20 protein-coding genes are annotated in these 21,453 nt (G+C 72.5%); 8 read left to right on the forward strand and 12 right to left on the reverse strand.

Features of this window, described 5'->3' with window-relative positions:
• Positions 1–68 precede the first annotated feature (68 nt).
• The 4 genes from pyrE to AB0K43_RS28760 form a co-directional block, all read right to left on the reverse strand.
• Complete coding sequence (gene pyrE, locus AB0K43_RS28745) at positions 69–608, reverse strand: orotate phosphoribosyltransferase (RefSeq protein WP_363644829.1); 540 nt, start codon at positions 606–608, stop codon at positions 69–71.
• A 34-nt stretch (positions 609–642) separates the two neighbouring features.
• Positions 643–1,512: an SRPBCC family protein gene (locus tag AB0K43_RS28750; RefSeq protein ID WP_363644831.1), complete on the reverse strand. Its 870-nt coding sequence runs from the start codon at positions 1,510–1,512 to the stop codon at positions 643–645.
• A gap of 118 nt (positions 1,513–1,630) precedes the next feature.
• Positions 1,631–3,286 (reverse strand): spermidine synthase, encoded by a 1,656-nt coding sequence (locus tag AB0K43_RS28755; protein WP_363644833.1) that lies wholly within the window; start codon positions 3,284–3,286, stop codon positions 1,631–1,633.
• 100 nt (positions 3,287–3,386) lie between these two features.
• Entirely contained in the window at positions 3,387–3,920 is a 534-nt protein-coding gene (locus AB0K43_RS28760; protein ID WP_350641047.1) for a DUF2617 family protein, read from the reverse strand.
• 477 nt (positions 3,921–4,397) lie between these two features.
• On the opposite strand from AB0K43_RS28760, the gene AB0K43_RS28765 reads away from it, so the two are divergent.
• The 4 genes from AB0K43_RS28765 to AB0K43_RS28780 are packed head-to-tail and all read left to right on the forward strand — an operon-like array spanning position 4,398 to position 7,079.
• Positions 4,398–4,991: a hypothetical protein gene (locus AB0K43_RS28765; protein WP_363644836.1), complete on the forward strand. Its 594-nt coding sequence runs from the start codon at positions 4,398–4,400 to the stop codon at positions 4,989–4,991.
• A complete protein-coding gene (locus tag AB0K43_RS28770) occupies positions 4,988–5,995 on the forward strand; it encodes a hypothetical protein (protein ID WP_363644838.1) in 1,008 nt (335 codons plus the stop codon). The genes AB0K43_RS28765 and AB0K43_RS28770 overlap by 4 nt, the downstream gene beginning before the upstream one ends.
• Positions 5,996–6,029: 34 nt before the next feature.
• Positions 6,030–6,344: a hypothetical protein gene (locus AB0K43_RS28775; RefSeq protein WP_363644840.1), complete on the forward strand. Its 315-nt coding sequence runs from the start codon at positions 6,030–6,032 to the stop codon at positions 6,342–6,344.
• A gap of 27 nt (positions 6,345–6,371) precedes the next feature.
• The gene (locus tag AB0K43_RS28780; RefSeq protein WP_363644842.1) at positions 6,372–7,079 is read left to right on the forward strand and encodes a hypothetical protein; all 708 of its coding nucleotides are present in this window, start codon (positions 6,372–6,374) and stop codon (positions 7,077–7,079) included.
• A 25-nt stretch (positions 7,080–7,104) separates the two neighbouring features.
• On the opposite strand, the gene AB0K43_RS28785 is transcribed toward AB0K43_RS28780, so the two are convergent.
• The 4 genes from AB0K43_RS28785 to AB0K43_RS28800 form a co-directional block, all read right to left on the reverse strand.
• Positions 7,105–8,265: a pyridoxal phosphate-dependent aminotransferase gene (locus tag AB0K43_RS28785; RefSeq protein ID WP_363644844.1), complete on the reverse strand. Its 1,161-nt coding sequence runs from the start codon at positions 8,263–8,265 to the stop codon at positions 7,105–7,107.
• 179 nt (positions 8,266–8,444) lie between these two features.
• A complete protein-coding gene (locus AB0K43_RS28790) occupies positions 8,445–9,002 on the reverse strand; it encodes a YbjN domain-containing protein (RefSeq protein WP_363644846.1) in 558 nt (185 codons plus the stop codon).
• A 148-nt stretch (positions 9,003–9,150) separates the two neighbouring features.
• Positions 9,151–11,757, reverse strand: coding sequence for an ATP-dependent chaperone ClpB (gene clpB / locus AB0K43_RS28795; protein ID WP_363644848.1), 2,607 nt, complete (start codon positions 11,755–11,757; stop codon positions 9,151–9,153).
• Positions 11,758–11,903: 146 nt separating this feature from the next.
• Positions 11,904–12,818, reverse strand: coding sequence for a LysR family transcriptional regulator (locus AB0K43_RS28800; protein WP_363644850.1), 915 nt, complete (start codon positions 12,816–12,818; stop codon positions 11,904–11,906).
• A gap of 70 nt (positions 12,819–12,888) precedes the next feature.
• On the opposite strand from AB0K43_RS28800, the gene AB0K43_RS28805 reads away from it, so the two are divergent.
• The 3 genes from AB0K43_RS28805 (at position 12,889) to AB0K43_RS28815 (ending at position 17,148) form a co-directional block, all read left to right on the forward strand.
• Complete coding sequence (locus AB0K43_RS28805) at positions 12,889–14,010, forward strand: C4-dicarboxylate ABC transporter (RefSeq protein WP_363644852.1); 1,122 nt, start codon at positions 12,889–12,891, stop codon at positions 14,008–14,010.
• A 962-nt stretch (positions 14,011–14,972) separates the two neighbouring features.
• A complete protein-coding gene (locus AB0K43_RS28810) occupies positions 14,973–15,950 on the forward strand; it encodes a TrmB family transcriptional regulator sugar-binding domain-containing protein (RefSeq protein ID WP_363644854.1) in 978 nt (325 codons plus the stop codon).
• Positions 15,951–16,170: 220 nt separating this feature from the next.
• Positions 16,171–17,148: a LuxR C-terminal-related transcriptional regulator gene (locus AB0K43_RS28815; protein ID WP_363644856.1), complete on the forward strand. Its 978-nt coding sequence runs from the start codon at positions 16,171–16,173 to the stop codon at positions 17,146–17,148.
• 14 nt (positions 17,149–17,162) lie between these two features.
• Here the strand turns inward: AB0K43_RS28815 and AB0K43_RS28820 are convergent, their stop codons facing one another.
• Positions 17,163–17,789 carry a hypothetical protein gene (locus AB0K43_RS28820; RefSeq protein ID WP_350641057.1) on the reverse strand — a complete coding sequence of 209 codons (627 nt, stop codon included), beginning with the start codon at positions 17,787–17,789 and terminating at the stop codon, positions 17,163–17,165.
• A 357-nt stretch (positions 17,790–18,146) separates the two neighbouring features.
• Between AB0K43_RS28820 and AB0K43_RS28825 the strand changes: the two genes are divergently transcribed.
• Positions 18,147–18,320 (forward strand): hypothetical protein, encoded by a 174-nt coding sequence (locus AB0K43_RS28825; RefSeq protein ID WP_363644859.1) that lies wholly within the window; start codon positions 18,147–18,149, stop codon positions 18,318–18,320.
• Positions 18,321–18,530: 210 nt separating this feature from the next.
• On the opposite strand, the gene AB0K43_RS28830 is transcribed toward AB0K43_RS28825, so the two are convergent.
• The 3 genes from AB0K43_RS28830 to dnaJ all read right to left on the reverse strand — a co-directional run bounded on the left by AB0K43_RS28830 (position 18,531) and on the right by dnaJ (position 21,420).
• On the reverse strand, positions 18,531–19,439 hold the full coding sequence (locus tag AB0K43_RS28830; protein ID WP_363644861.1) for a helix-turn-helix domain-containing protein: 909 nt from the start codon (positions 19,437–19,439) through the stop codon (positions 18,531–18,533).
• Between the two features lie 321 nt (positions 19,440–19,760).
• A complete protein-coding gene (locus AB0K43_RS28835; protein ID WP_363644863.1) occupies positions 19,761–20,264 on the reverse strand; it encodes a helix-turn-helix domain-containing protein in 504 nt (167 codons plus the stop codon).
• A 4-nt stretch (positions 20,265–20,268) separates the two neighbouring features.
• Complete coding sequence (dnaJ, locus tag AB0K43_RS28840) at positions 20,269–21,420, reverse strand: molecular chaperone DnaJ (RefSeq protein WP_363644865.1); 1,152 nt, start codon at positions 21,418–21,420, stop codon at positions 20,269–20,271.
• Between the last annotated feature and the right edge of the window lie 33 nt (positions 21,421–21,453).

Here is a 21,453-nt window from a genome sequence, read left to right on the forward strand (position 1 = left end):
TGCCGCGTTGTTTCACGTGAAACAACGCGGCACACCGGCCGTTAGGACGGACGGGTGCGCCGGACGGCTCAGCCCAGGTCGAGGTCGTCCAGGGTGTACGCGGTCAGGTACGGCAGGCCGGCCTTCTCGATCGCCGGGGCGGCGCCGCGCTCCACGATCACCGCGACGCCGACCACCTCGGCGCCCGCCTCGCGCAGTGCCTCGACCGCGGTCAGCACCGAGCCGCCGGTGGTGGAGGTGTCCTCGACCGCCAGCACCCGGCGGCCCTTGACGTCCGGGCCCTCGATCCGGCGCTGCAGGCCGTGCGCCTTGCCGGCCTTGCGGACCACGAAGGCGTCCAGCTTGCGCCCGCGGGCGGCGGCGGCGTGCAGCATCGCGGCCGCGACCGGGTCGGCGCCCAGGGTCAGCCCGCCCACCGCGTCGTACTCCAGCTCCGCGGTCGCGTCCAGCATCACCCTGCCGACCAGCGGCGCCGCCTCGGCGTCCAGCGTGATCCGGCGCAGGTCGACGTAGTAGTCGGCCTCCAGCCCGGAGGAGAGGGTGACCTTGCCGTGGACGACGGCCTTGTTCTTGATCTGCGCCAGCAGGGCGTCGCGGTCGTTGCTCATGAGCAGTCAGTCTAAGCCGTGCCGCGGTGCTCGCTCAGCGCCGGCGCAGCGCGCGGACCAGCACCACCGCGCCGCCCAGCAGCGCCACACCCCCGCCGATCACCCACGGGATCGCGCTGCGCTCGCCGCCCGACCCGGAGAGCAGGGTCGGCTCCACCCCGCCCCAGCGGGAGGCCGCCCGGGCCCGGGCGCTGTGCGCCGGCGTGGCCGGGGCGTACCGGCCGCGCGGCGGGGCGTGGTCGACCTCCTCGGCCGAGCGCCCGACGATGCTCCGCCGCACCGGCCCCGCCAGCACGGGCTCCGGGTCGTACGGCAGCCCGGGGCCCGGATCGGCCGGCTGCTCGGGGTCGGAGAAGGAGATCAGGTCGGACAGGTCGTCGTCCAGGTCGCGCTCGGCGGCGTGGTCCTCCAGGTAGACCACCGTGGCCGAGGGCTCCTCGGGCTCCGGCTCCGCGGCCGGCTCCGCCGGCTCGGCGAGCCTGGCCAGGAAGGCGGCGGCGCCGCGCTCCAGCAGCCGCTTGCCCGCGGCCGCCCGGACCGCCGGGTCGAAGCCGGTCAGCCGGCCGCCCGGCTCCACGCTGCCGGTCAGCCGCAGCCGCGTCCCGCCGGGGACTTCCTGGAGCGCGAACCACAAGGTGGCCGCGAAGTGCCCGTCGCCGCGCACCTCGGTGCCGGTCAGGATGGCCCGGATGCCCTCCTGCGGTCGGTCGTCGATCCCGCAGTAGGCGATGTAGGTGATGGTGGAGCCGCCGATCCGCAGCCTGAGCCGGCCGCCCAGCTCGTGCTCGGAGGACTCCTCCGGCACGACGGTCAGACCGGGCACGCAGCCGGCCACCAGCTCCTGATCGGCCAGGGCCTGCCGGACGGCCTCGGCCGGCAGCGGGACGACAACCTCATGCTCCATGCCTGCGAGCCTACCGACCTCGCAGGCCGCTGCGGAGACTTGCGCCGAGGTTGGACCGCCCGGGCGACTGCGCAGTACACGTACGGAGCCTTCCGGGCCGCGGGCCCGTGGTGACCGGTCAGCCGAGCAGGTGGTGCGGCGCCGGGGTACGGGCCGGGCGGCGGGCCGCCAGGGTGGTGGCGGCGGCCCGCAGGCCGTCCTCGGTGAGCGAGCGGGGCGGCGGGCCGTCGGCGGGCAGGGCCAGCACCGGCCGGCCCCGGGCGGCCAGGACGAAGGCGGGCCGCGGCGGCCGGTGCCCGGCCCCGCAGCCCGGCGCCGGGCCGGTGCCGCCCTGGTAGGGGACGGTGCCCAGACCGGTCTCGCGCAGCCCCGCCTCGGCGGCCCACAGATCGGACTCCGCCGGTCCGGTGCGGACCGCGATCCGGCCCTCGGGCGCCAGCCGGTGGGCCGCCAGGCCGAAGAACTCCAGCGAGCGGTAGCGGCTGTCCGGGGTCTGCCCCGCCAGGTCGGAGATGATCACGTCGAACGCGTCGCCCCCGGTGCGCAGCCAGTTCAGCGGCTCGGCGGTGAGCAGCCGGACCCGGGGGTCGTCCAGGGCGTGCTCGTTCAGCGCCGACAGGGCCGGGTCGCGCCGGGCCAGCTCGGCCAGGGCCGGGTCGCGCTCGACCACCAGCACCGAGCGGACCGAGGGGTGGCGCAGCACCTCGCGCAGCGCCAGCCCGTCCCCGCCGAGCAGCAGCACCCGGGCGTTCGGCCGGGCGGCGAGCGCGGGGTGCACCAGGGCCTCGTGGTCCCGGTACTCGTCCGGCCCGCACACCACCAAACGCCCGTCCAGGAACAGCTCCAGCGGCCCCTCGGCCGTCCGCTGCTCGGGCACCCGGGGGCCGCCGGCCGGGCCGGTGAGCACGATCTCCTGGTACCGGCTCTGGGTGGCCAGCCGCACCTGCGCCCCGTACAGGGCCTGCCGGGCGGCCCGCTCGATCGCCCCGGTGCAGGCGGCGGCCGCCGCGAGGACGGCCAGCACCAGCCCGCAGCCGGTCCACAGCAGCAGCCGGGTGCGCGGCGTCGGCTCGTCCCGGAACAGCCAGAGCACCACGGCGGCGCCCGCCACCGCGTTCACCGCCCCGGTGACCAGCGCTCCGGTGGCCTGGCCGAACGCGGGCAGCAGCAGGAACGGGAAGGTCAGGCCGCCGACCAGGGCGCCCACGTAGTCGGCCGCGAACAGGTCGGCGGCGGCCCGGCCGGCCTCCTCCCGGCGGATCCGCTGGACCAGGGTCATCAGCAGCGGGATCTCGGCGCCGATCAGGACCCCGATCACCAGCGTCGTGCCGACCAGCCCGGCGGTGGTGGCCCGGTACCGGTCCAGCCAGGCCCAGCAGGAGTAGAGCGCCAGCACCGAGAGGCCGCCGACCAGCGCGAGGGTGCACTCGACCAGCGCGAAGAAGGTCGCCGGGCGCCGGGTGAGCCGCTTGGCGAGCAGCGAGCCGACGCCCATCGCGAAGACCATCACGGAGAGCACCACCGAGGTCTGGGTCATCGACTCGCCCAGCAGGTAGCCGCCCAGGGCGACCAGCTCCAGCTCGTACACCAGGCCGCAGGCCGCACAGACGAAGGCGGCCAGCAGGACTATCGGCCGGGCCGAGCGCGGGCGGGGCCGCCCGCCCGGGGCCGACCGCGCGCGGATCGCCCGAGCGCCCGACTCGCTGGTCAGGGCGGTGTCGTGCCGGCCGTCGAGGTCCTGCCCAGCGGGCTTTCCGGTCGAATGGCTGATCATGGACAAACGCTAGGCGAGAACCGACTCCGATAGCTGCACCCATTCGGTGGACAGTCGGGAAAGCCGGTTGACGAATCGTCGGCATGTGCCATTCAGTGACTTATTGGGCGGCGTTCGGATATCGGCGCACCACCAGGGACGAACGGGTGCACACCAGCCGCCCCTCCTGCGGGTAGGCGTGCCAGGTGCGCCAGAGCACCCGCCGCTCCTCGCAGTGGGCGACCAGCGCCGTGAAGGCGCTCGGGTCGCCCGGGAAGACGCCGGCCAGCGCGTGCGGATGGCTCTCCACCAGGGCCAGCAGCTCCTGCGCCCGGGCCGCGAAGACGTGCGGCGGCAGCTCCTCGATCCGGGCCGCGAACTCGTACTCCCAGCCCGCCACCTGCTCGGCCACCCGGGCCGGCAGTGGGGTGCGGCGCCCGGGCAGGCAGGCGACGGTCTCCAGGCAGTCGCCGGGGCCGGCGGCGAGGACGACCTGGTGCGATGCGCCCAGCAGGCGCAGCTGCAGGGTGCCGCCGGACAGGTGGTCGAGGCTGAGGTCGCGGACGGCCAGGGCCGGCAGCGGTTCGCCGCCCAGGCACCAGGCGAGGTCGCCGGCGCGGGTGTCCGTGTAGGAGGTCTGCAGTGTGGTGAGCATGCTCGGGCTCCGCGTTTCAGCTCCGTGCGCGCCGGCCGCGCAGCGCCGGGCCCGGCCGATAACAGGGGGCTGATCGGAGCTGTGCGGTCCAGGACGCGGCCGACCGTGGAAGGAAGGATTCCGGCTGGAGATTCAGCAGCAGAGAAGCATGAATTCTCCGGGTCCGTCAGGGATTTACCCATCTTTGCCAAGCATTCACCGTTCTGGGCGCAGCGCCAGATCTGGTGTGATCACCCTTGGGGCGCACTTTGCTCATTGCGCGCCCTGAGCCCACGCGTACGCGCCGCGCGCGCCCAGCGCGCGCCCCCATGCGCCGTGGCGAACGCGGCCTCGGCCGAGCCGGCGCCGCCGCCGGCCGACCGGTGCCGGCGGGGTGGGCTGCGCGGCCTTCTCGTACGCTGTCCGGAACCGGACGGGGGTCCGGTACGTCTACGGAGCGGCACGGGGGAGTGCCCGTTCGAGGGGGAGGGCAGGCCGTTGTCGATAGAACTACCGTCCGAGCTCATCTGGATCATGGATCTGATCGGGCTCAACTGGCCCGACGTCGACGAGGACGAGCTGCGCGAATGGGCCGCGCACATCCGCGAGTTCGGCCAGGGGATGGCGGAGTCCCACGACGACACCGACAGCCTGCTGAAGAACCTGGGCGGTGCCTTCGACGGTGCGGCGTACGAGGCCATGCTCGGCCGGTGGGGCGAGGCGTCGGCCGGGCACATGACCGTACTGATCGACTGCTGCGGCGTGTTGGCGACGGCCCTGGAGATCGCCGCGGACGGCGTGATCGTCGCCAAGGGCGCGGTGATCGCCCAACTGGTGGCGATGGCGGCCGAGATGGCCGCAGCAGCCGCTGCGGCGGTGGCCACCCTCGGGGTGGCGGCGGCGGCGGAGGCGGCGATCGTCGAGGCGGGCAAGCGGATCGTGAACGCGATCCTTCAGGAGATCGAGGGCGTCATCATCGACCGGCTGGTCACGATGGCGGTGGAGCCCTTCCAGGCCGCCATCGAGAAGGCGGTGTCCGGGCTGGTGTTCCACGGGGTCGAGGCGGCACTGGGTGCCGGGGGTGGCAGATGAGTGACGGCTTCAAGGCCGACCGGGACGCGCTGGCGCAGGCGGCCGGCCGGGCGCACGAGCACGCGGACCGGGTGGAGCGGCACTCGCGCGACCTGGACGGCAGGACCCGGGGCCGGGTGCTGGGGCGAGGGAAGCTCGGCCGGCTGGTGGACAAGGCGGTCCGTCCGGTCGTCGACTCGATGATCAGCGACATGTCGAAGGCCATGGCGGGCGGCCACCGCTCCATCGGTCGCGGCCTGGAGATCACCAAGAAAAACCTCGACGACGCGGAGAAGGCCGTCCAGAAGGGCTTCAAGGAGGCGGGCACCTCGCTCTCCGGGGAGAAGATCAAGCTCCAGCCGGGCCAGTCGGTGCCTGGCAAGAAGCCGCTGCGCCAGCTCTACCACCGCCGGATCGACGAGCGGGTGGCCGAACTCGACGGCCAGGGCCACGGGGTGGGCCGGCACCTGAACGTGACCGATCAGCAGCTCAAGGACCGCCTCGGCACCCCGGTCATGCAGGGCCCGGCGGGAGCCCGGACCGTGGCCAAGGACCGGGTGACCGGCTACGTCCAGTCGACCGACAAGATCGATCCGCTGCACGGCCCTGACGCCAGGACCCGCCTCAGCCCGCCCGATCTCTACTACGACGGTGACCGTGGCGCCCCGCACCGGCACAAGTGCGGCAGCCACTCCACCGCCTTCAACGACAACGAGTCCTTCGTCCACGCCGACCAGTACGCCCGCACCAGGATCAACCCGAACGACCCACCGCCGCACCTGGTGGAGTTCTCCCCGAGTGACGCCTGGGGGCCAGGGGGGCACGCCGGTAGGTTCAGGGGCTATTACATCGACCCGGACAGCCCGCTCAACCACGACGGTTCGATCAATTACAAGGATGTCAATTTCAAAAACGCCACCATAAAGGCGATCTACCATCCGGACGGTAATGGCGGATTCAAGCTCCACACCATGTACCCGGAGCCCGTTTTCAAGCACAACAGAACGCGACACCAAGGTATATGATGACGGCGGCCGATATGGAACGTGGTGAGCTCTGATGGGGTGGACGGCCTGGGACATTCCCGGCTGGCACGACGATCGCAGTCTCCGGGACTTCTACAAGGGTGCCCTGCATCCGGAGATGATCAACGACATCGCGATGTACAAGGCCTCGGCGACGGGTGAATCCGACTACGCGAGGGCCTTGCGGGCGAGCCTGGAGTACCTGCTGGCACAGCGCCCGGCGTCGACGGACCAGTGGTGGAGCCTGACGAGGTATTCCTTCGGGTCGGAGGAAGAGCTGTACGGCTACCTCCAGGACCTCTACGACTTCTTCTACGGGGATCGCACCGAAGAGCCGATCGCCCCCTGACCCTTTCCCGCCGCTATGGAGTCCCCGATGTCCACCAGAGACCAACTGCCGCCACGTACCGGGCCCTGGGCCAGCCGGTTCGACACCGAGGAGGCCCTCGTCGGTGCCGACGATGCCCTGCGCGCGGCGGCGTTGAAGAGCCATGACCTGGCACCGATCCTGCCGTTCGAGGCCGTCTACGGGCCGTTCATGAATTGTGCGGGGAAGGCCACGGCCATCGCCATCGACCCGCGGGAGCCGTACGCCCCCGACGGGCAGGTCAATTACGTCTACGGTGATTTCCTCACGCTCGGCCTGCTGTACGGCGTGTACCGTCCGGCCGAGGGCACCGGCCCGCAGGGGCCGACGACGGAGGACGAGCTGTGGAACACCACGGTGTATCCCTACCCCGGGGGGGCGTTGAACCCGACCTCGGTGCCGCTGGCCGAACTCGGGCTCGACGTACCGGGCGTGGACCGGCGCTTCGTGCACTTCTGCGCGGCCCTGCTCGGGGTCGAGGCGGTCGACGACCTCGGCGAGCTGCGCGAGACCTTCGACGCCGCCTGGCCCGACTACCGCGAGGTCGTCAGGGCCGGCCTGCTGCACCTGGTGCGCAACCGCCCGCTGTCGGTGGACCAGTGGTACCTGCTCACCTACGTGCGCTTCCCCGACCAGCAGGAGCTGACCGCCTACCTGGCCCAGGTCTACGCCTACCTCTTCGACAACTTCGACGCGATGCCGGTGGCCCCGCAGTAAGGCACCCGCAGCAGGCCACCCGCCGTCAGAGCCGTCGCAGGCGGGCGACGGCCTCCTCCAGGACGGCGTCCTGCTTGCAGAAGGTGAAGCGGACCAGGCTGCGGCCGGCCTCGGTGTCGTCGTAGAAGACCACGTTGGGGATGGCGACCACGCCGCAGCGTTCGGGGAGCGAGCGGCAGAACTCCAGGCCGTCCTTCTCGCCCAGCGGGGTGATGTCGGTGGTGATGAAGTACGTCCCCTCGGGGCGGAAGACCTGGAAGCCGGCGGCCGCGAGGCCGTCGGCGAGCAGGTCGCGCTTGCGGGCCAGGTCGGTGCGCAGGCCGTCGAAGTAGGTGTCGGGCAGCCGCAGGGCCTCGGCGACGGCGTACTGGAACGGGCCGGCGGAGACGTAGGTCAGGTACTGCTTGGCGGTGCGGACGGCGGCGACCAGTGCCGGGGCGGCGGTCACCCAGCCGACCTTCCAGCCGGTGAAGGAGAAGGTCTTGCCGGCCGAGGAGATCGAGACGGTGCGCTCGCGCATTCCGGGCAGGGCCGCGATGGGGTGGTGGCCGCCGCTGAAGACCAGGTGCTCGTATACCTCGTCGGTGACCACCAACAGGTCGCGCTCGACGGCGAGTTCGGCGATGGCGGCGAGCTCGGCGGGGGAGAGCACCAGGCCGGTGGGGTTGTGCGGGGAGTTGAGCAGCAGCAGCCGGGTGCGCGGGGTGACCTTGGCTCGCAGCTCGTCCAGGTCGGGGCGGAAGGTGGGTTGACGGAGCGTCAGCGGTACCCGGACGGCGCCGGCCATCGCGATGCAGGCGGCGTAGGAGTCGTAGAAGGGTTCGAAGGCGATGACTTCGTCGCCGGGTTCCAGCAGGGCGAGCAGCGCGGCGGCGATCGCCTCGGTGGCCCCGGCGGTGACCAGCACCTCGGTGTCGGGGTCGTAGCCCAGGCCGTGGAAGCGTTGCTGGTGCTCGGCGATCGCGGTGCGCAGCTCGGGGATGCCGGGGCCGGGCGGGTACTGGTTGCCCCGGCCGGTGAGCACGGCGTCCGCGGCGGCCCGGGCGATCTCGCGCGGGCCGTCGGTGTCGGGGAAGCCCTGGCCGAGGTTGATCGAGCCGGTGGCGGTGGCCAGCGCCGACATCTCGGCGAAGATCGTCGTGCCGAGGCCGGCCAGCCTGCGGTTCAGCAACGGTCGCTCGCTCATTCCGGGCTCCTCACACCTCGTCGTCCGGCTCATCTTCGACGCCCGGCCCCCCGGGGGACAAGCCCGCCGTGCCGGTGCCGGGGCGGCGTGCGGGACCGGCGTGCGGGACCGGGGTACGGCACCGGGGTACGGGAACGGCCCGCCCCCGGGAGGGGCGGGCCGTCGTGGTGCCGGGGAGGTCAGCCCTCGTCGGAGGCGTCGCCGTCGGCGTCGCCGCCCTCGGTCTCGATCTCCTTCTGCAGGCCGAGGCGCTCGACGATCCACTGCTCGAAGCCGACCGAGGCCTGGGTCCAGTTGGCGGTGGTGGAGACGAAGTAGTCCAGGTTGACGCCGGTGCCGACGATCATCTGGGACTCGCCGATCAGGCGGACCACGCCGTCCTCGTGGGTGTGGGTGTACACCTTGGGCCAGAGGGTCTCGCGGTTCCACTCGTCGATCAGGTCGAGGATCTCGGCCTTCTGCTCGAGCGGGTACGGGCGGTCGTAGAAGGCGCGGACCGCGAAGAGCTCCTTCTGCTCACCGCGGAACATGTAGTACACGCGGAAGCCCTCCCACGGCGCGGTGAGGTCGCCCTCCTCGTCCACCACGTGCTTCAGCTGCATCTGGTCGAGGAGCTGGGTCACCAGCGCCTGGTCCGGGACGATCACCGGCGGCGGACCGGCCGGACCCCCCTGGCCGCCACCCTGCGGGGGCTGGGGCGCGCCGAACGACGGGATCGAGGACGGGTCAATGCTCACGGGGGGTCCCTTCACGGTTCACGAGGGTGGCTGTCCGCGTGGGGCCGCCCTGCTTACCTCTCCATCCTGCCTCATCGGTGGCTTGCGGCACAGGGAGCACCCGCCTTGGTGATCGCTTCCGCGGCGGCCCGCGGAAGCGATCGTCCGGTCACTTGACCAGGGATGTCCGGCTGGACACCGACAGCCGGTCGGCTTCCTCGTCCCGCTCGACCACGACGGTGTCGCCGTCGTGCACCTGCCCGGACAGGATGGCCTTGGCCAGCTGGTCGCCGATCGCCGACTGCACCAGCCGCCGCAGCGGCCGGGCGCCGTACGCCGGGTCGTAGCCGGTGAGCGCCAGCCAGTCCCGGGCGGCCTCGGTGACCTCCAGGGTGAGCCGGCGCTCGTGCAGCCGCTGGGCCAGCCGGGCCACCTGGAGGTCGACGATCCGGCTGAGCTCGGCGGTGCCCAGCGGCTCGAAGACCACGATGTCGTCCAGCCGGTTGAGGAACTCCGGCTTGAAGGCGGTGCGGACCGTCTCCAGGACGAGCTCCTTCTTCCGCTCCTCGGGGGTGCTGCGGTCCACCAGGTACTGGCTGCCCAGGTTGGAGGTGAGGATCAGGATGGCGTTGCGGAAGTCCACCGTCCGGCCCTGGCCGTCGGTGAGCCGGCCGTCGTCCAGCACCTGGAGCAGCACGTCGAAGACCTCGGGGTGGGCCTTCTCCACCTCGTCCAGCAGCACCACGCTGTACGGCCGGCGCCGGACGGCCTCGGTGAGCTGGCCGCCCTCCTCGTAGCCGACGTAGCCGGGCGGGGCGCCGACCAGCCGGGAGACCGAGTGCTTCTCGCCGTACTCGCTCATGTCGATCCGGACCATCGCCCGCTCGTCGTCGAAGAGGAAGTCGGCCAGGGCCTTGGCCAGCTCGGTCTTGCCGACGCCGGTCGGGCCGAGGAAGAGGAAGGAGCCGGTCGGCCGGTCCGGGTCGGCGATGCCCGAGCGGGTGCGGCGCACCGCGTCCGAGACCGCCTGGACGGCCTCGCGCTGGCCGATCAGGCGGCGGCCGAGCTCCTCCTCCATCCGCAGCAGCTTGGCGCTCTCGCCCTCCAGCAGCCGCCCGGCCGGGATGCCCGTCCAGGAGGCCACCACATCGGCCACGTCGTCCGGGCCGACCTCCTCCTTGACCATCGAGGTGGTGGCGTCCTGGTCCACCGCGCGGGCCTGGTCATCGGCCAACTCCCGCTCGGCGGCCGGGATTTCGGCGTACATCAGCTTGGAGGCGCGTTCGAAGTCGCCGTCCCGCTCGGCGCGCTCCAGGGCGCCGCGCAGGTCGTCCAGCCGCTCCTTGAGCGCGCCGACCCGGTTGAGCGACTTCTTCTCCTGCTCCCAGCGGGCGTTGAGGGTGCTCAACTGCTCCTGCCGGTCGGCCAGATCGCGCCGCAGCCGGGCCAGGCGGTCGACCGAGGCGGGGTCGGACTCCTTCTCCAGGGCCAGCTCCTCCATCCGCAACCGGTCGACCGAGCGCTGGAGTTCGTCGATCTCCACCGGGGAGGAGTCGATCTCCATCCGCAGCCGCGAGGCCGACTCGTCGACCAGGTCGATCGCCTTGTCGGGCAGGAAGCGGGCGGTGATGTAGCGGTTGGAGAGGGTGGCGGCGGCGACCAGCGCGGCGTCCGAGATCTGCACCTTGTGGTGGGCCTCGTAGCGGCCCTTGAGCCCGCGCAGGATGGCGACGGTGTCCTCGACGCTCGGCTCGCCGACCAGCACCTGCTGGAAGCGGCGCTCCAGCGCCGGGTCCTTCTCGATCCGCTCGCGGTACTCGTCCAGCGTGGTGGCGCCGACCATCCGCAGCTCGCCGCGGGCCAGCATCGGCTTCAGCATGTTGCCGGCGTCCATCGCGGAGTCGCCGCCGGCGCCCGCGCCGACCATGGTGTGCAGCTCGTCGATGAAGGTGATCACCTGGCCGTCGCTGGCCTTGATGTCGTTCAGGACGGCCTTCAGCCGCTCCTCGAACTCGCCCCGGTACTTGGCGCCGGCCACCATCGCGCTGAGGTCGAGCGCGACCAGCCGCTTGCCGCGCAGCGACTCGGGCACGTCGCCGGCCACGATCCGCTGGGCCAGCCCCTCCACCACGGCGGTCTTGCCGACTCCCGGGTCGCCGATCAGCACCGGGTTGTTCTTGGTCCGGCGGGAGAGCACCTGGACCACCCGGCGGATCTCCTGGTCCCGGCCGATCACCGGGTCGAGCTTGCCGTCCCGGGCCGCCTGGGTCAGGTCCGCGCCGTACTTCTCCAGCGCCTTGTAGGTGCCCTCCGGATCCGCGGAGGTGACCCGGGCGCTGCCCCGGACGTCCTTGAACGCGGCCAGCAGGGCCTTGGCGGTGGCGCCGTGCTGCTTGAGCAGGTCGGCCACCGCACCGCCCTCGGCGGCCAGGCCGACCATCAGGTGCTCGGTGGACAGGTACTGGTCGTCCAGGTCGGCGGCGCGCTTGCCCGCCTCGTCCAGGACGGCCATGGTGTCGCGGGCGAGCTGCGGCGCGGCCACGGTCGAACCCTGGGCGCTGGGCAGCTCCGAGAGCCGGCGCCGGGCGCCGGCCAGGACGGCCGCGGGATCGGCGCCGACAGCCTCCAGCAGCGGGCGGGCGATGCCCTCGGGCTGCTCCAGGAGCGCCAGCAGGATGTGCACCGGCTTGACGTCCGGGTTACCTGCGGCGCCGGCCTGCCGGATCGCGGCGGACAGGGCGTCCTGCGTCCTGCTGGTGAACTTGCTGGCATCCACTGCTGTCGTGCCCCTCTCCATCGGGTGAAAGTCTGCTTCTTTCAGCATGCACTAAGTTGAGTCTATTCCGCTCAACTTTCTTCGTCCAGGTCTTCCGGGCTTCCTGCCCGCGCGGCCGCGCGGCAGCTTCCCGCGCCGCTCCCCGCTCAGCCGCGCCGGGGCAGCTTCCTGGTCAGCCCGAGCAGCTCCCGGGCCGGGCCGACCGGACGCTGGCCGGCGGGCCAGACCGCCCGCAGCGGCCGGTGCAGGTCCACCCCGGTGAGCGGGACCTCGACCAGCCGGCGGGTGGCCAGTTCCTCCACCACGGCCAGCTCGCTCAGGCAGACCGGACCGGCCCCGGTCATCGCCGCCGCCTTCAGCGCCGTCGAGGAGGCCAGCTCCAGCCGGGGCTGCGCCGCGCCGCCGTGGCCGGCCAGGGCCTGCTCCAGCACCTCCCGGGTGCCCGAGCCCGGCTCGCGCAGCACCAGCGGGGTGGCGGCCAGCTCCGGGCCGGTGAGCGGGGCGCGCCGCCGGGCCCACGGGTGGCCGGGCGCCACCACGACCACCAGCCGGTCGGCGGCGACCACCGCTCCGGACAGCCCGGGCGGAGTGTGCGGGCCCTCCACGAAGCCGAGGTCGGCGTCGCCCCCCAGGACGTGCGCCGCCACATCGGCCGAGTTGGCCGTCCGCAGGGTCACCGCCGTCCCCGGGCTCGCCTCGTGCAGGGCCAGCAGCCAGCCCGGCATCAGGTACTCGGCCACCGTCAGGCTGGCCACCACCCGCAGCCGGGCGTCCCGGCGGCCGCGCAACGCGTCGATCCCGGCGTCCAGCGCCTGCGCCGCCTCGACCACGCCGCGCGCCCACTCGACCACCAGCCGTCCGGCCTCGGTCGGCCGGGAACCGCGCGGGGAGCGATCCAGCAGCGCCACCCCGATCTGCCGCTCCATGCCCTTGATCCGGGCGCTGGCGGCCGGCTGGCTCACCCCGAGCTCGGCCGCCGCCCGCCCGACACTGCCCAGCCGCACCACGGCGAGCAGCAGTTCGAGCGCGCCGATCTCGGGGACGCGCGAGGAGAGAGCCATACAGCCAGGTTATGCCCTCATAGGCCGCGGGGCGCTACCGGCGTCCGCCCCCGCCCGGCACGGTGGTCGTATGGCCACCTCCACCATCTCCGCCCCCCGGGCCCTCGCCGACACCGCGAGGACCGGGCACCGCCGGCTCGACCTCAGCCGCCTGGGCCCCAACTGGTACGCCACCGTCATGGGCACCGCGATCGTCGCCAACGCCGCCGCCGCCCTCCCGGTCGCCGTCCCCGCACTGACCGCCTTCGGACGGGCGGTCTGGCTGCTCTCCCTGGTGCTGCTGCCCGCCCTGATCGCGGCCCGGCTGGTGCACCTCGTCCGGCACCGCGCGGCGGCCCGGGCCCAGCTGCTGGACCAGCCGGCCTCGGCCGTGTTCTACGGCTGCCCGCCGATGGCCCTGCTCGCGGTCGGCTACGGCACCCTGGTGGTCGGCGCGCCGGTGATCGGCACCGGGCCGGCCGTCGCCGTCGACCTGGTGCTCTGGAGCGCCGGCACGCTCTACGCGATCACGGTCGCGGTCGGCATCCCGCTGCTGATGATCACCCGGCACCGGGTCTCCGTGCTGCGGGCCGATCCGACCTGGCTGCTGCCGGCGGTCGCCCCGCTGGTCGCGGCCGCGCTCGGCCCGGCGCTCGTGGCGCACCTGCCCGAGGGCGCGCCCCGGGCGGCCATGCTCTACGGCTGCTACGCCCTGTTCGGCGCGGGGCTGCTGGCCGTCCTCGCCGTGCTGCCGGTGGTCTTCGCCGCCCTGGTGCACAGCAAGCTGCCGGTGCTGCTGCTCACCCCGACGCTGTTCCTGGTGCTCGGGCCGCTCGGGCAGTCGGCCACCGCCGCGAACCAGCTCGCCGACGCGGCCCGGATCGCCACCCCCGGGCTGGCTCCGGCGGCACTGCACCTCGCGGTGCTGTTCGGGGTGACGGTGCTCGGCTTCGCGCTGCTGTGGCTGCTGGTGGCGGCCGCGGCCAACCTTCGCGCCTGGCGGGCCGGAATGCCGTTCGGGATGACCTGGTGGGCATTCACCTTTCCGCTCGGCACCATGGTCACCGGCGCGGCGGGGCTGGCCCGGCACACCGGTTTCGGCGGTTTCACCGCTCTCGCCGCCGGGCTGTACGCGCTTCTGGTACTCGCCTGGGCCGTGATCGGTGTACGCACGGTGACCGGCGTCGCGGCCGGACGGCTGCTGGCGGGTTGACCGCGCGGCCGGCGGCGGGGCCGGAATCACGGAATTCCCGGCGACCGGAACGGAATCCGGAACTCCGGCCACCAATTTCGCGCGCACTCCCGGGCGGCTCGCCACCCGGACAATTCCGCGGTGGGAGGAAGATGCCCGGGGATGCTCGGAGCGGGTGCCATCCCCCCACCGGAAGACGGCTTGCCGCGGCCAATTCCACGGCCCGACCGGAGCGTGTCCACGGGGCCGGCGGGTGCGCGGCGCCGGATGTCGATCTTCGCGGGAACCCACATGATCGCTCATGATCGGACAGGCCGGGGCCCGGTCCGCAGTGCCCTGACCCGTCTGTCCCTGGGGTGTTCTGTTGGAATCCGACCGCTCCCGGCCGATGCTGAGATACGCGCGTAGACTCCGGCCGACCCACGGAAATCCCGCCGGAGGCCGGTGGGGCGGACGCTCGGGAACGGGGGGTTCCACTCCGCCGGGTGATCGGGCGGCGCACCGGAAATGTGTGAGCGGAGTGAAAACCGGCTCCTCCGGAAACCCGACCATTGCCGACCGGGCTGCAGGTTTATGCACTTGCGGGAACCTGCAACAGGACAGCACTTGTTCCCCGCCCGTCACGCTGTGAAGGTGGACTCACGCCAGATCACCGGGCAGCCGCAGCCCGATGACAGGTGACTTGCTCCTCGCAGGGTGTGACAGGTGTTGCTGCACCGGTGCACCGTGCGTCGAGCGCCGACCGGGACGCCATGTGTGGTGATGGCCCCCGAGCCGGAGTCGGTGAGGCGTTGCTGCTCCGCCTGCACCGAAAGCATCGTGGATCTGGTGTGACACCGGCGGGCCTCCCGGGGTTTCAGAGCGCAACTGCGCACTGGCTCCGGGGGGCACGCAGGTACCGGGGCTCCTGCCATCCGCTCGGATCGGGTCTGCTGTGAGCGTGATCAGGCTCGGGACGAGCCCGGCAGGGAGTACGCGACGTGATGGCGCAGACCGGGAACGGCCCTCGCGGCGGCGTACCGGACGAGGCGGCCCGCCGGCTCTACCTGGCCATCCTGGCCGAGGGCGGCCGGCTCCCCACCGACCGCGTCACCCCCGCCGACCGGCCGAGCATGGACCAGCTGGTGCGGATCGGCCTGGTGATGCCGCACCCGATGGACCGCTCCTACGTCGCGGTCAGCCCGCGGCTGGTCGGCGACCGGGTCGGCGCCGACCTCCGCTCGCAGGCCACCGGGCTGCTGCTGGAGGCCGAACGGCTGCCGGACCGCCTCGCCTCCCTGACCCGGGCCTACGACGCGCTGCCGAGGGAGCCGGAGGCCCGCGACCACGTCAGCTACGTGGACGGCCAGGAGCGGATCCGCCACCGCATCGCCGAACTGGTCTCCGAGTGCCGGCAGGAGCTGCTCACCGTGCAGCCGGGCAGCCGGCTGCCCGAGACGATGGAACTGGCCCGCCGGCAGGACCTCACCCTGCTGGAGCGCGGCAGCCGGATGCGCACCCTGTACCAGCCGCTGGTGCTGGCCGAGCCCGCCACCGTCGCGTACGCGGTCGAGCTGACCGGCCACGGCGCCGAGGTCCGGGTGCTGGACGAGAACTTCCAGCGGATGATCATCGTCGACCGGGCGGTGGCCGTGATCCCGGCGGCCGACGACCACAGCCGGGCCGTGCTGCTCTCCGACCCGGCCACCGTGCACTTCCTGGTCATGCTCTTCGAGCGGGACTGGGGCCGCGCCGACGTCGTCCAGTGGCAGGAGGTCGACCCCCAGCGCGCCTCCCGGCTCGCCGCCGACCGGATCGGCCGGCTGCTGGCGAAGGGCCTGACCCAGCGCGCCGTGGCCACCCGGCTGGGGCTGAGCGAGCGCACGGTGGCCGGTCAGATCTCCCGGCTGCGCGAGCGCTACGGCGCGCAGACCCTGTTCCAGCTCGGCTGGCTGATGCGGGGCGGCGGCGGCCGGCCCTGACCGGGCGGTGGCGGGATCCCGCCACCGCGGCCGGGACCGCCGGACGGGCCCGGAACCCGGCCGACTACGCTGCCAGGGCGACCTCGCGGGACAGCCCCCGGGCCCCAGGGCCCGACACCCCGCCGCGCCGCGGCCCCGCCCCCGGCCGGCGGAGCGCGGTGACCCCGGTGCCCCGGTGGGTCGCACGGCAGCCGGCCCGGCCGATGCAAAGTGGAGCGATGTGAACGAGTTGGTCGCGGGATCGCTGCCGAGCGCGGCCGAGCGGGCCCTGTACCAAGCGATCCTGGAGCAGGGCGGCCGGGTGATGTTCCGCGAGGTCGCCGGGCAGGACGCGACGGTGGTGCTCCGGCTGCTGGAGCTCGGGCTGCTGGTCCACCACACCGAGGACGCCTCGCTCACGGCCGTCAACCCGCGCGCGGTCAGCGAACGGATCAGCGCCGAACTGCGTTCGGCGGGCACCAGGATGCTGGTGCAGGCCGAGGAGATGCCGACCCTGCTGGAGGAGCTGACCCGGGCGTACGACGCGACGCCGCGGCGGGTGGACCGCTCCAGCGAGGTGCAGCACGTCGACGACTTCCTGGAGATCCGGCACCGGATCCTGCAGATCGAGGCGGAGTGCCGGGAGGAGACCCTGGCGGCGCAGCCCGGCGGCGCGCGGCCGGCCGAGCACTTCGAGCAGTCGATCGCCCGCACCCGGGACTTCCTGGCGAACGGCGGCTCGATCCGGACGATCTACCAGCCGGGCGCGAGGCTCGACGAGCCGACCGTCCGGTACGCCGCCCGGGTGAGCGAGTTGGGCGAGCGGATCCGGGTGCTCAGCGAGCCGTTCACCCGGCTGTTCGTCTTCGACCGCCGGGTGGCGGTGATGCCGGCCTCCGCCGACAACAGCAGCGCCGCGTTCATCGAGGATCCGGCGGTGGTCAGCTTCCTGGTCGGCGTCTTCGAGCGCGACTGGGAGCGGGCCGAGCGGGTCCAGTGGGGCTCCGCCCACCAGGAGGTGGAGGGCCTGCCGGTGCACGAGCAGGTCGGGAGGCTGCTCGCACAGGGGTTGACGCAGCGGACGATCGCGGGCCGGATGGGCCTGAGCGAGCGGACCGTGGCCGGGCACATCTCCCGGCTCCGGGAGTTGTACGACGCCGAGACGCTCTTCCAGCTGGGCTGGCAGATGCGGGGAGCCGAGGCGCCGTCGGGCGGGTGAGCGCGTCGCCGGGGTCAGCCGGTGGCGATCTCGGGGGACCAGTAGCCGTGCGGGCGGGTGCTCGGGGCGGGCTGGCGGGGGATCGGGAACTGCTCGCCGGGGGCCGTCCAGAACCCCTCGCGCAGGGACAGCGCCATGCCGGCCCAGTCCAGCGCGGTCTCGACGGTGTGGTGCAGCGCCTCCTGCGACCAGGTGTCGTCGAAGACCAGCGGCAGGACGGGGGAGACCTGCTCGATGGTGGCGATCAGCGGGTTGTGCGTGATCGCCTCGTCGACCAGCAGGACGATCGGCTTGCGCAGCGCGGAGGCCCAGCCCAGCTCCAGGCTGACGCCGGCCGACAGCGGTGCGCCGACGTAGGCGAAGACCAGGTCGGCGGTCTGCATCGCGCGGAAGTCGGATGGCACCCGGGGCTCCGGCGCGCGGCCGGCCACCGTCCAGGCGTCGCTGTGGTGGCCGCTGTAGACGGCCGCACCGCTGCGCAGGAGCGTGGTCCGCAGGGTGGTGAGCCGGGTGCGGCTGGCCAGGGTCACCACGCTGTCGGCCGGCCCGGTCAGCCGCATCAGCGGCGCGGCCAGGAAGACCCGTGCGCGCCGGCCCTCGGGGGTCTGGGCGGCGCGATGGCGCAGGTAGGGCTCAGTCATGTCGACTCCGGGAGAGGTGGCCGGCCAAGAGAACCGATGGTGCTGGCGGGCGATGTGGTGTTGTGGTGTGTTGCCCGTGAATCGGCATCCTGCTGCTTGATCGGATGTCATAAAGTTGAACTGGCGACGTCAAGCTGCGGGTTGGCGCCGGTCCTGTAGTGGGCCAGTTGATCGTCCACCGCTCCTGCCGTGCGAGTCCACCGGGTCGAGGTGGCATCTGTCTGCCTGGCAGAGAGATGCCACGCCTTTACCCTGGGACGCACCGTGACAGTTGATGCCGTTTAAGGCATCATCGGAGCGGTTGTTCGATACTTTGACTTTGTCCAGCGGGGGCACGGCATGAGAAGAGGTGGTCGTATGTCTCGCATGCGCGGTTTTGTCCGGCGCATCGTCGTTCCGCTCGCCATAGGCGCAGCTGCGCTGACCGGCGCGCTGTCGGTGGCAGGGAATTCCCAGCATGTACCCGTCAGCGCTTCCCCGGCACATATCGCCACACCGGTGGCGACCGCCGCGGATATCTCCTGGACCTGAGTGCGTCTGCGTACTAGTGATCCACTCCGACTGATCCCGGACCGCCGGTGTCGTCGCGTCAGCCCTGAAGGTGCCCGAATCCACGGAGACCGCACTCCCGCTCCGGGCCCCTGAGATCGTCGTCCCGCGCGGGCCGTCGAGCCTTCCCGGCCGTGTGGCCGCCCTGCCGAGGAGGCTCCGGCCCGGCGGCATGCCCGGGGTTGGGCGCGGTCACTGGAAGTCGGCGGGTGGCTCCACGGGCGCCTGGGCGGCGCGGGTGGCGAGCACGTAGCCGAGCTGGAAGAGCGACTCGACGTTGTACTCCTCCCGCATCTCCGCCAGGTGCCGGGCGAGCGTGCGCTCGCTGATGCCCAACCGCCGTGCGATCACCCGGTGGTTGGTGCCCTGCAGGAGCAGGTCGATGATGGTCTGCCGCAGCCGTGAGATCACCTGCTGCGGCACGGTCCGGTCGCCGTCGAAGCCCAGCCCGCGGTTCCAGTTGCGCTCGAAGACTTCCTGCGCAAGGTAGTTGACGATCGCCTCGTCGCGGATGAAGGCGGCCAGGTTGAGGTCGTCCGCCACCGGGAGCACCGCCATCCGCCGGTCGATGATGATCAGTCGGGTGTAGGGCTCGTCCAGGGTCCGGAACTGGCCGCCGGCCTCGGCGAGCGTCGCCACGTAGTCCCGGGTGGGCTGGTGGTAGCGGGTGCTCGGGTGGTAGATCGTCCGGACCTCGGCGCCTCTGCGGAGTGTGTCGAGATCCTGCTGGATGGTCGACGCCAGCACCTCGGGCGGGCGGGGGCCGCCGGGCTGAGCAGCGAGAATTTCCTCCACGCCATTCGCCACGGACTGTCGCAGGCGCTGGTTGATGAGGACCTTCCCCCGCACGTACTCGATTGTGCCGCCCACCTCTTTCGGGGCGTGGAATTCCTCGGCAAGATCCTGCAACCCGCCCGGAAGTGCGACGGCCCGGGAAAGCAGTTCGAGCGCCTGGCGCTGCCAGGTACTGCTCAGGGTCATCGAGAGCTGCATCGGGTCGACGGCTATCAGCACATCGGGGTTGTCCGAGTCCGGCACCAGCAGCCCGAGGTGCAGCAGCTCCGACAGGTGTTCCTTGGAGTCCGGATGGACATCTGCCAACGCCAGCCGGCCGTGCGAGCGGACCACGTGCCGGTAGAGCTGACGTGCTTCGGATGAGACCGGACTCGCCCCTCCCGAGGGGACACGAAGTTCGTCCCGCCCGCTCATCTATGGCTCCTCGCCGTCGGCCGAACTGGGGTGCACCGGGTAGGTCGGGCCCACCTCACCGGGAATCCTAGGCGGCGGACGCACGGGTATCCGTTCGTTCCGTCCACCAACCGATCCCCGGATTTGCTGGTTGGCACTCTCTCACCAACGCCAAGCCGCCGGCACCCCCCTTCAGGAGGGATGTCGGCGGCTCACGGCCGGGCCGCACCTCGATTACCGCTTCGGCCGCCAGACCACCAGGGCGCTGGACTGCTGCACCTGCTGGTAGGGCACCAGATCGCGGCGGTACGAGGCGTGCACTGCGGCCTCGCGCTGCTGGAGGGTGCTGGCGGCGCCGTCCAGCGCGTCGGCGAGCTCGGCGATCCGCGACTGCAGGGCGGTCACCTGGTTCTCCAGCTCGATGATCCGCTTGATCCCGGCCAGGTTGATGCCCTCGTCCTGGGAGAGCCGCTGGACCTCGCGCAGCTGCTGGATGTCCCGCGCCGAGTACCGCCGGCCGCGACCGGCCGTGCGGTCGGGGCAGACCAGCCCGAGCCGGTCGTACTGCCGCAGGGTCTGCGGGTGCAGTCCGGAGAGCTCGGCGGCCACCGAGATCACGTACACCGGGGTGTCCTCGGTCAGTACGTAGTGGGTCGGGCCGGCGGCGGGCCGGCGGCGGGTGCCGCCGGGCAGGCCCTCGCCGAGGCCCGGCCCGATCGGGCTGTCCGGAGTGATCATCTGCTCACGCTCCCTCCGCCGCCCGGAACAGGGCGGCTCGCGGGTCGTCGGAGGCGGTGGCCTCGCGGTACTGCTCCAGTGCGGTCAGCGCGTCGCCGGTGACGAGCTTGGGGACCACGACCTCCACGGTGACCAGGAGGTCGCCGCGGGTGCCGTCCTTGCGGGTGGCGCCCTTGCCACGGGCCCGGAGGGTGAGGCCGTTCGCACTGCCGGCGGGCAGCTTGAGCTTCACCGAAGGACCGTTGAGTGTCGGCACCTCGATGGTGCCGCCCAACGCCGCCTCAGGGAAGGTGACCGGCACGGTGACCGTCAGATTGTCGCCCTTGCGTCCGAACACCGGGTGTGCGTCGACGTGCACGGTGACGTAGAGGTCACCGGGCTGGCCGCCGCGCTCGCCCTGGGCGCCCTTGCCCTTGAGCCGGATCCGCTGCCCGTCCTGGACCCCGGCCGGGATCCGGACCTGCATGGTGCGGGCCGAACTGGCCCGGCCGCTGCCGTGGCAGACGGTGCACGGGTCGTCGACGATCATGCCGCGGCCCTTGCAGTCCCGGCAGGGCTCGGAGAGCGCGAAGGCGCCCTGGCCCCGGCTGACCGTGCCGGCGCCGACGCAGGTCGGGCAGACCCGCGGCGTGGTGCCGGCCTTGGCGCCGGTGCCGCTGCACGTCCGGCAGGCGGCCTGGCTGGTCATCCGCAGCGGGACGGTCGCCCCGTCCACCGCCTCGTCGAAGCCGAGGGTCACCTCGGTCTCCACGTCGGCGCCCCGACGGGGCTGGGGCTGCCGGCCGCCGCGGTTGAACAGGCCGCCGAACACGTCGCCGAGACCGCCGCTGCCGCCGGCCTGGCCGGCACCGGTGAACAGGTCGCCGAAGTCGAAGTTGTGGCTGCCGTTGCCGCCCGCGCCCGGGCGGAAGCCGCCCGAGCCGAACAGCGAGCGGGCCTCGTCGTACTCCTTGCGGCGCTTGTCGTCCGACAGGACGTCATACGCCTCGGAGATGTCCTTGAAGCGGTCCTCCGCCTTGGTGTCGCCCTTGTTGGCGTCCGGGTGGAACTCCCGGGCGAGCTTGCGGTAGGTCTTCTTGATCTCCGCGGAGGTGGCGTCCTTGGGCACGCCGAGGACCTTGTAGTAGTCCTTCTCCACGTAGTCCTTGGTGCTCATGGCTGCCGCCACCTCCCGAAGTCAGTCCATACG

Source organism: Kitasatospora sp. NPDC049258 (assembly GCF_040678895.1).
Lineage (GTDB): Bacteria > Actinomycetota > Actinomycetes > Streptomycetales > Streptomycetaceae > Kitasatospora.

What these genes read in the sequence shown, in the direction of transcription:
- pyrE (WP_363644829.1), bottom strand. Translation starts at nt 608, where the DNA reads ATGAGCAACGACCGCGACGCCCTGCTGGCGCAGATCAAGAACAAGGCC.
- AB0K43_RS28750 (WP_363644831.1), bottom strand. Translation starts at nt 1,512, where the DNA reads ATGGAGCATGAGGTTGTCGTCCCGCTGCCGGCCGAGGCCGTCCGGCAG.
- AB0K43_RS28755 (WP_363644833.1), bottom strand. Translation starts at nt 3,286, where the DNA reads ATGATCAGCCATTCGACCGGAAAGCCCGCTGGGCAGGACCTCGACGGC.
- AB0K43_RS28760 (WP_350641047.1), bottom strand. Translation starts at nt 3,920, where the DNA reads ATGCTCACCACACTGCAGACCTCCTACACGGACACCCGCGCCGGCGAC.
- AB0K43_RS28770 (WP_363644838.1), top strand. Translation starts at nt 4,988, where the DNA reads ATGAGTGACGGCTTCAAGGCCGACCGGGACGCGCTGGCGCAGGCGGCC.
- AB0K43_RS28775 (WP_363644840.1), top strand. Translation starts at nt 6,030, where the DNA reads ATGGGGTGGACGGCCTGGGACATTCCCGGCTGGCACGACGATCGCAGT.
- AB0K43_RS28780 (WP_363644842.1), top strand. Translation starts at nt 6,372, where the DNA reads ATGTCCACCAGAGACCAACTGCCGCCACGTACCGGGCCCTGGGCCAGC.
- AB0K43_RS28785 (WP_363644844.1), bottom strand. Translation starts at nt 8,265, where the DNA reads ATGAGCGAGCGACCGTTGCTGAACCGCAGGCTGGCCGGCCTCGGCACG.
- AB0K43_RS28800 (WP_363644850.1), bottom strand. Translation starts at nt 12,818, where the DNA reads ATGGCTCTCTCCTCGCGCGTCCCCGAGATCGGCGCGCTCGAACTGCTG.
- AB0K43_RS28805 (WP_363644852.1), top strand. Translation starts at nt 12,889, where the DNA reads ATGGCCACCTCCACCATCTCCGCCCCCCGGGCCCTCGCCGACACCGCG.
- AB0K43_RS28810 (WP_363644854.1), top strand. Translation starts at nt 14,973, where the DNA reads ATGGCGCAGACCGGGAACGGCCCTCGCGGCGGCGTACCGGACGAGGCG.
- AB0K43_RS28820 (WP_350641057.1), bottom strand. Translation starts at nt 17,789, where the DNA reads ATGACTGAGCCCTACCTGCGCCATCGCGCCGCCCAGACCCCCGAGGGC.
- AB0K43_RS28825 (WP_363644859.1), top strand. Translation starts at nt 18,147, where the DNA reads ATGTCTCGCATGCGCGGTTTTGTCCGGCGCATCGTCGTTCCGCTCGCC.
- AB0K43_RS28835 (WP_363644863.1), bottom strand. Translation starts at nt 20,264, where the DNA reads ATGATCACTCCGGACAGCCCGATCGGGCCGGGCCTCGGCGAGGGCCTG.
- dnaJ (WP_363644865.1), bottom strand. Translation starts at nt 21,420, where the DNA reads ATGAGCACCAAGGACTACGTGGAGAAGGACTACTACAAGGTCCTCGGC.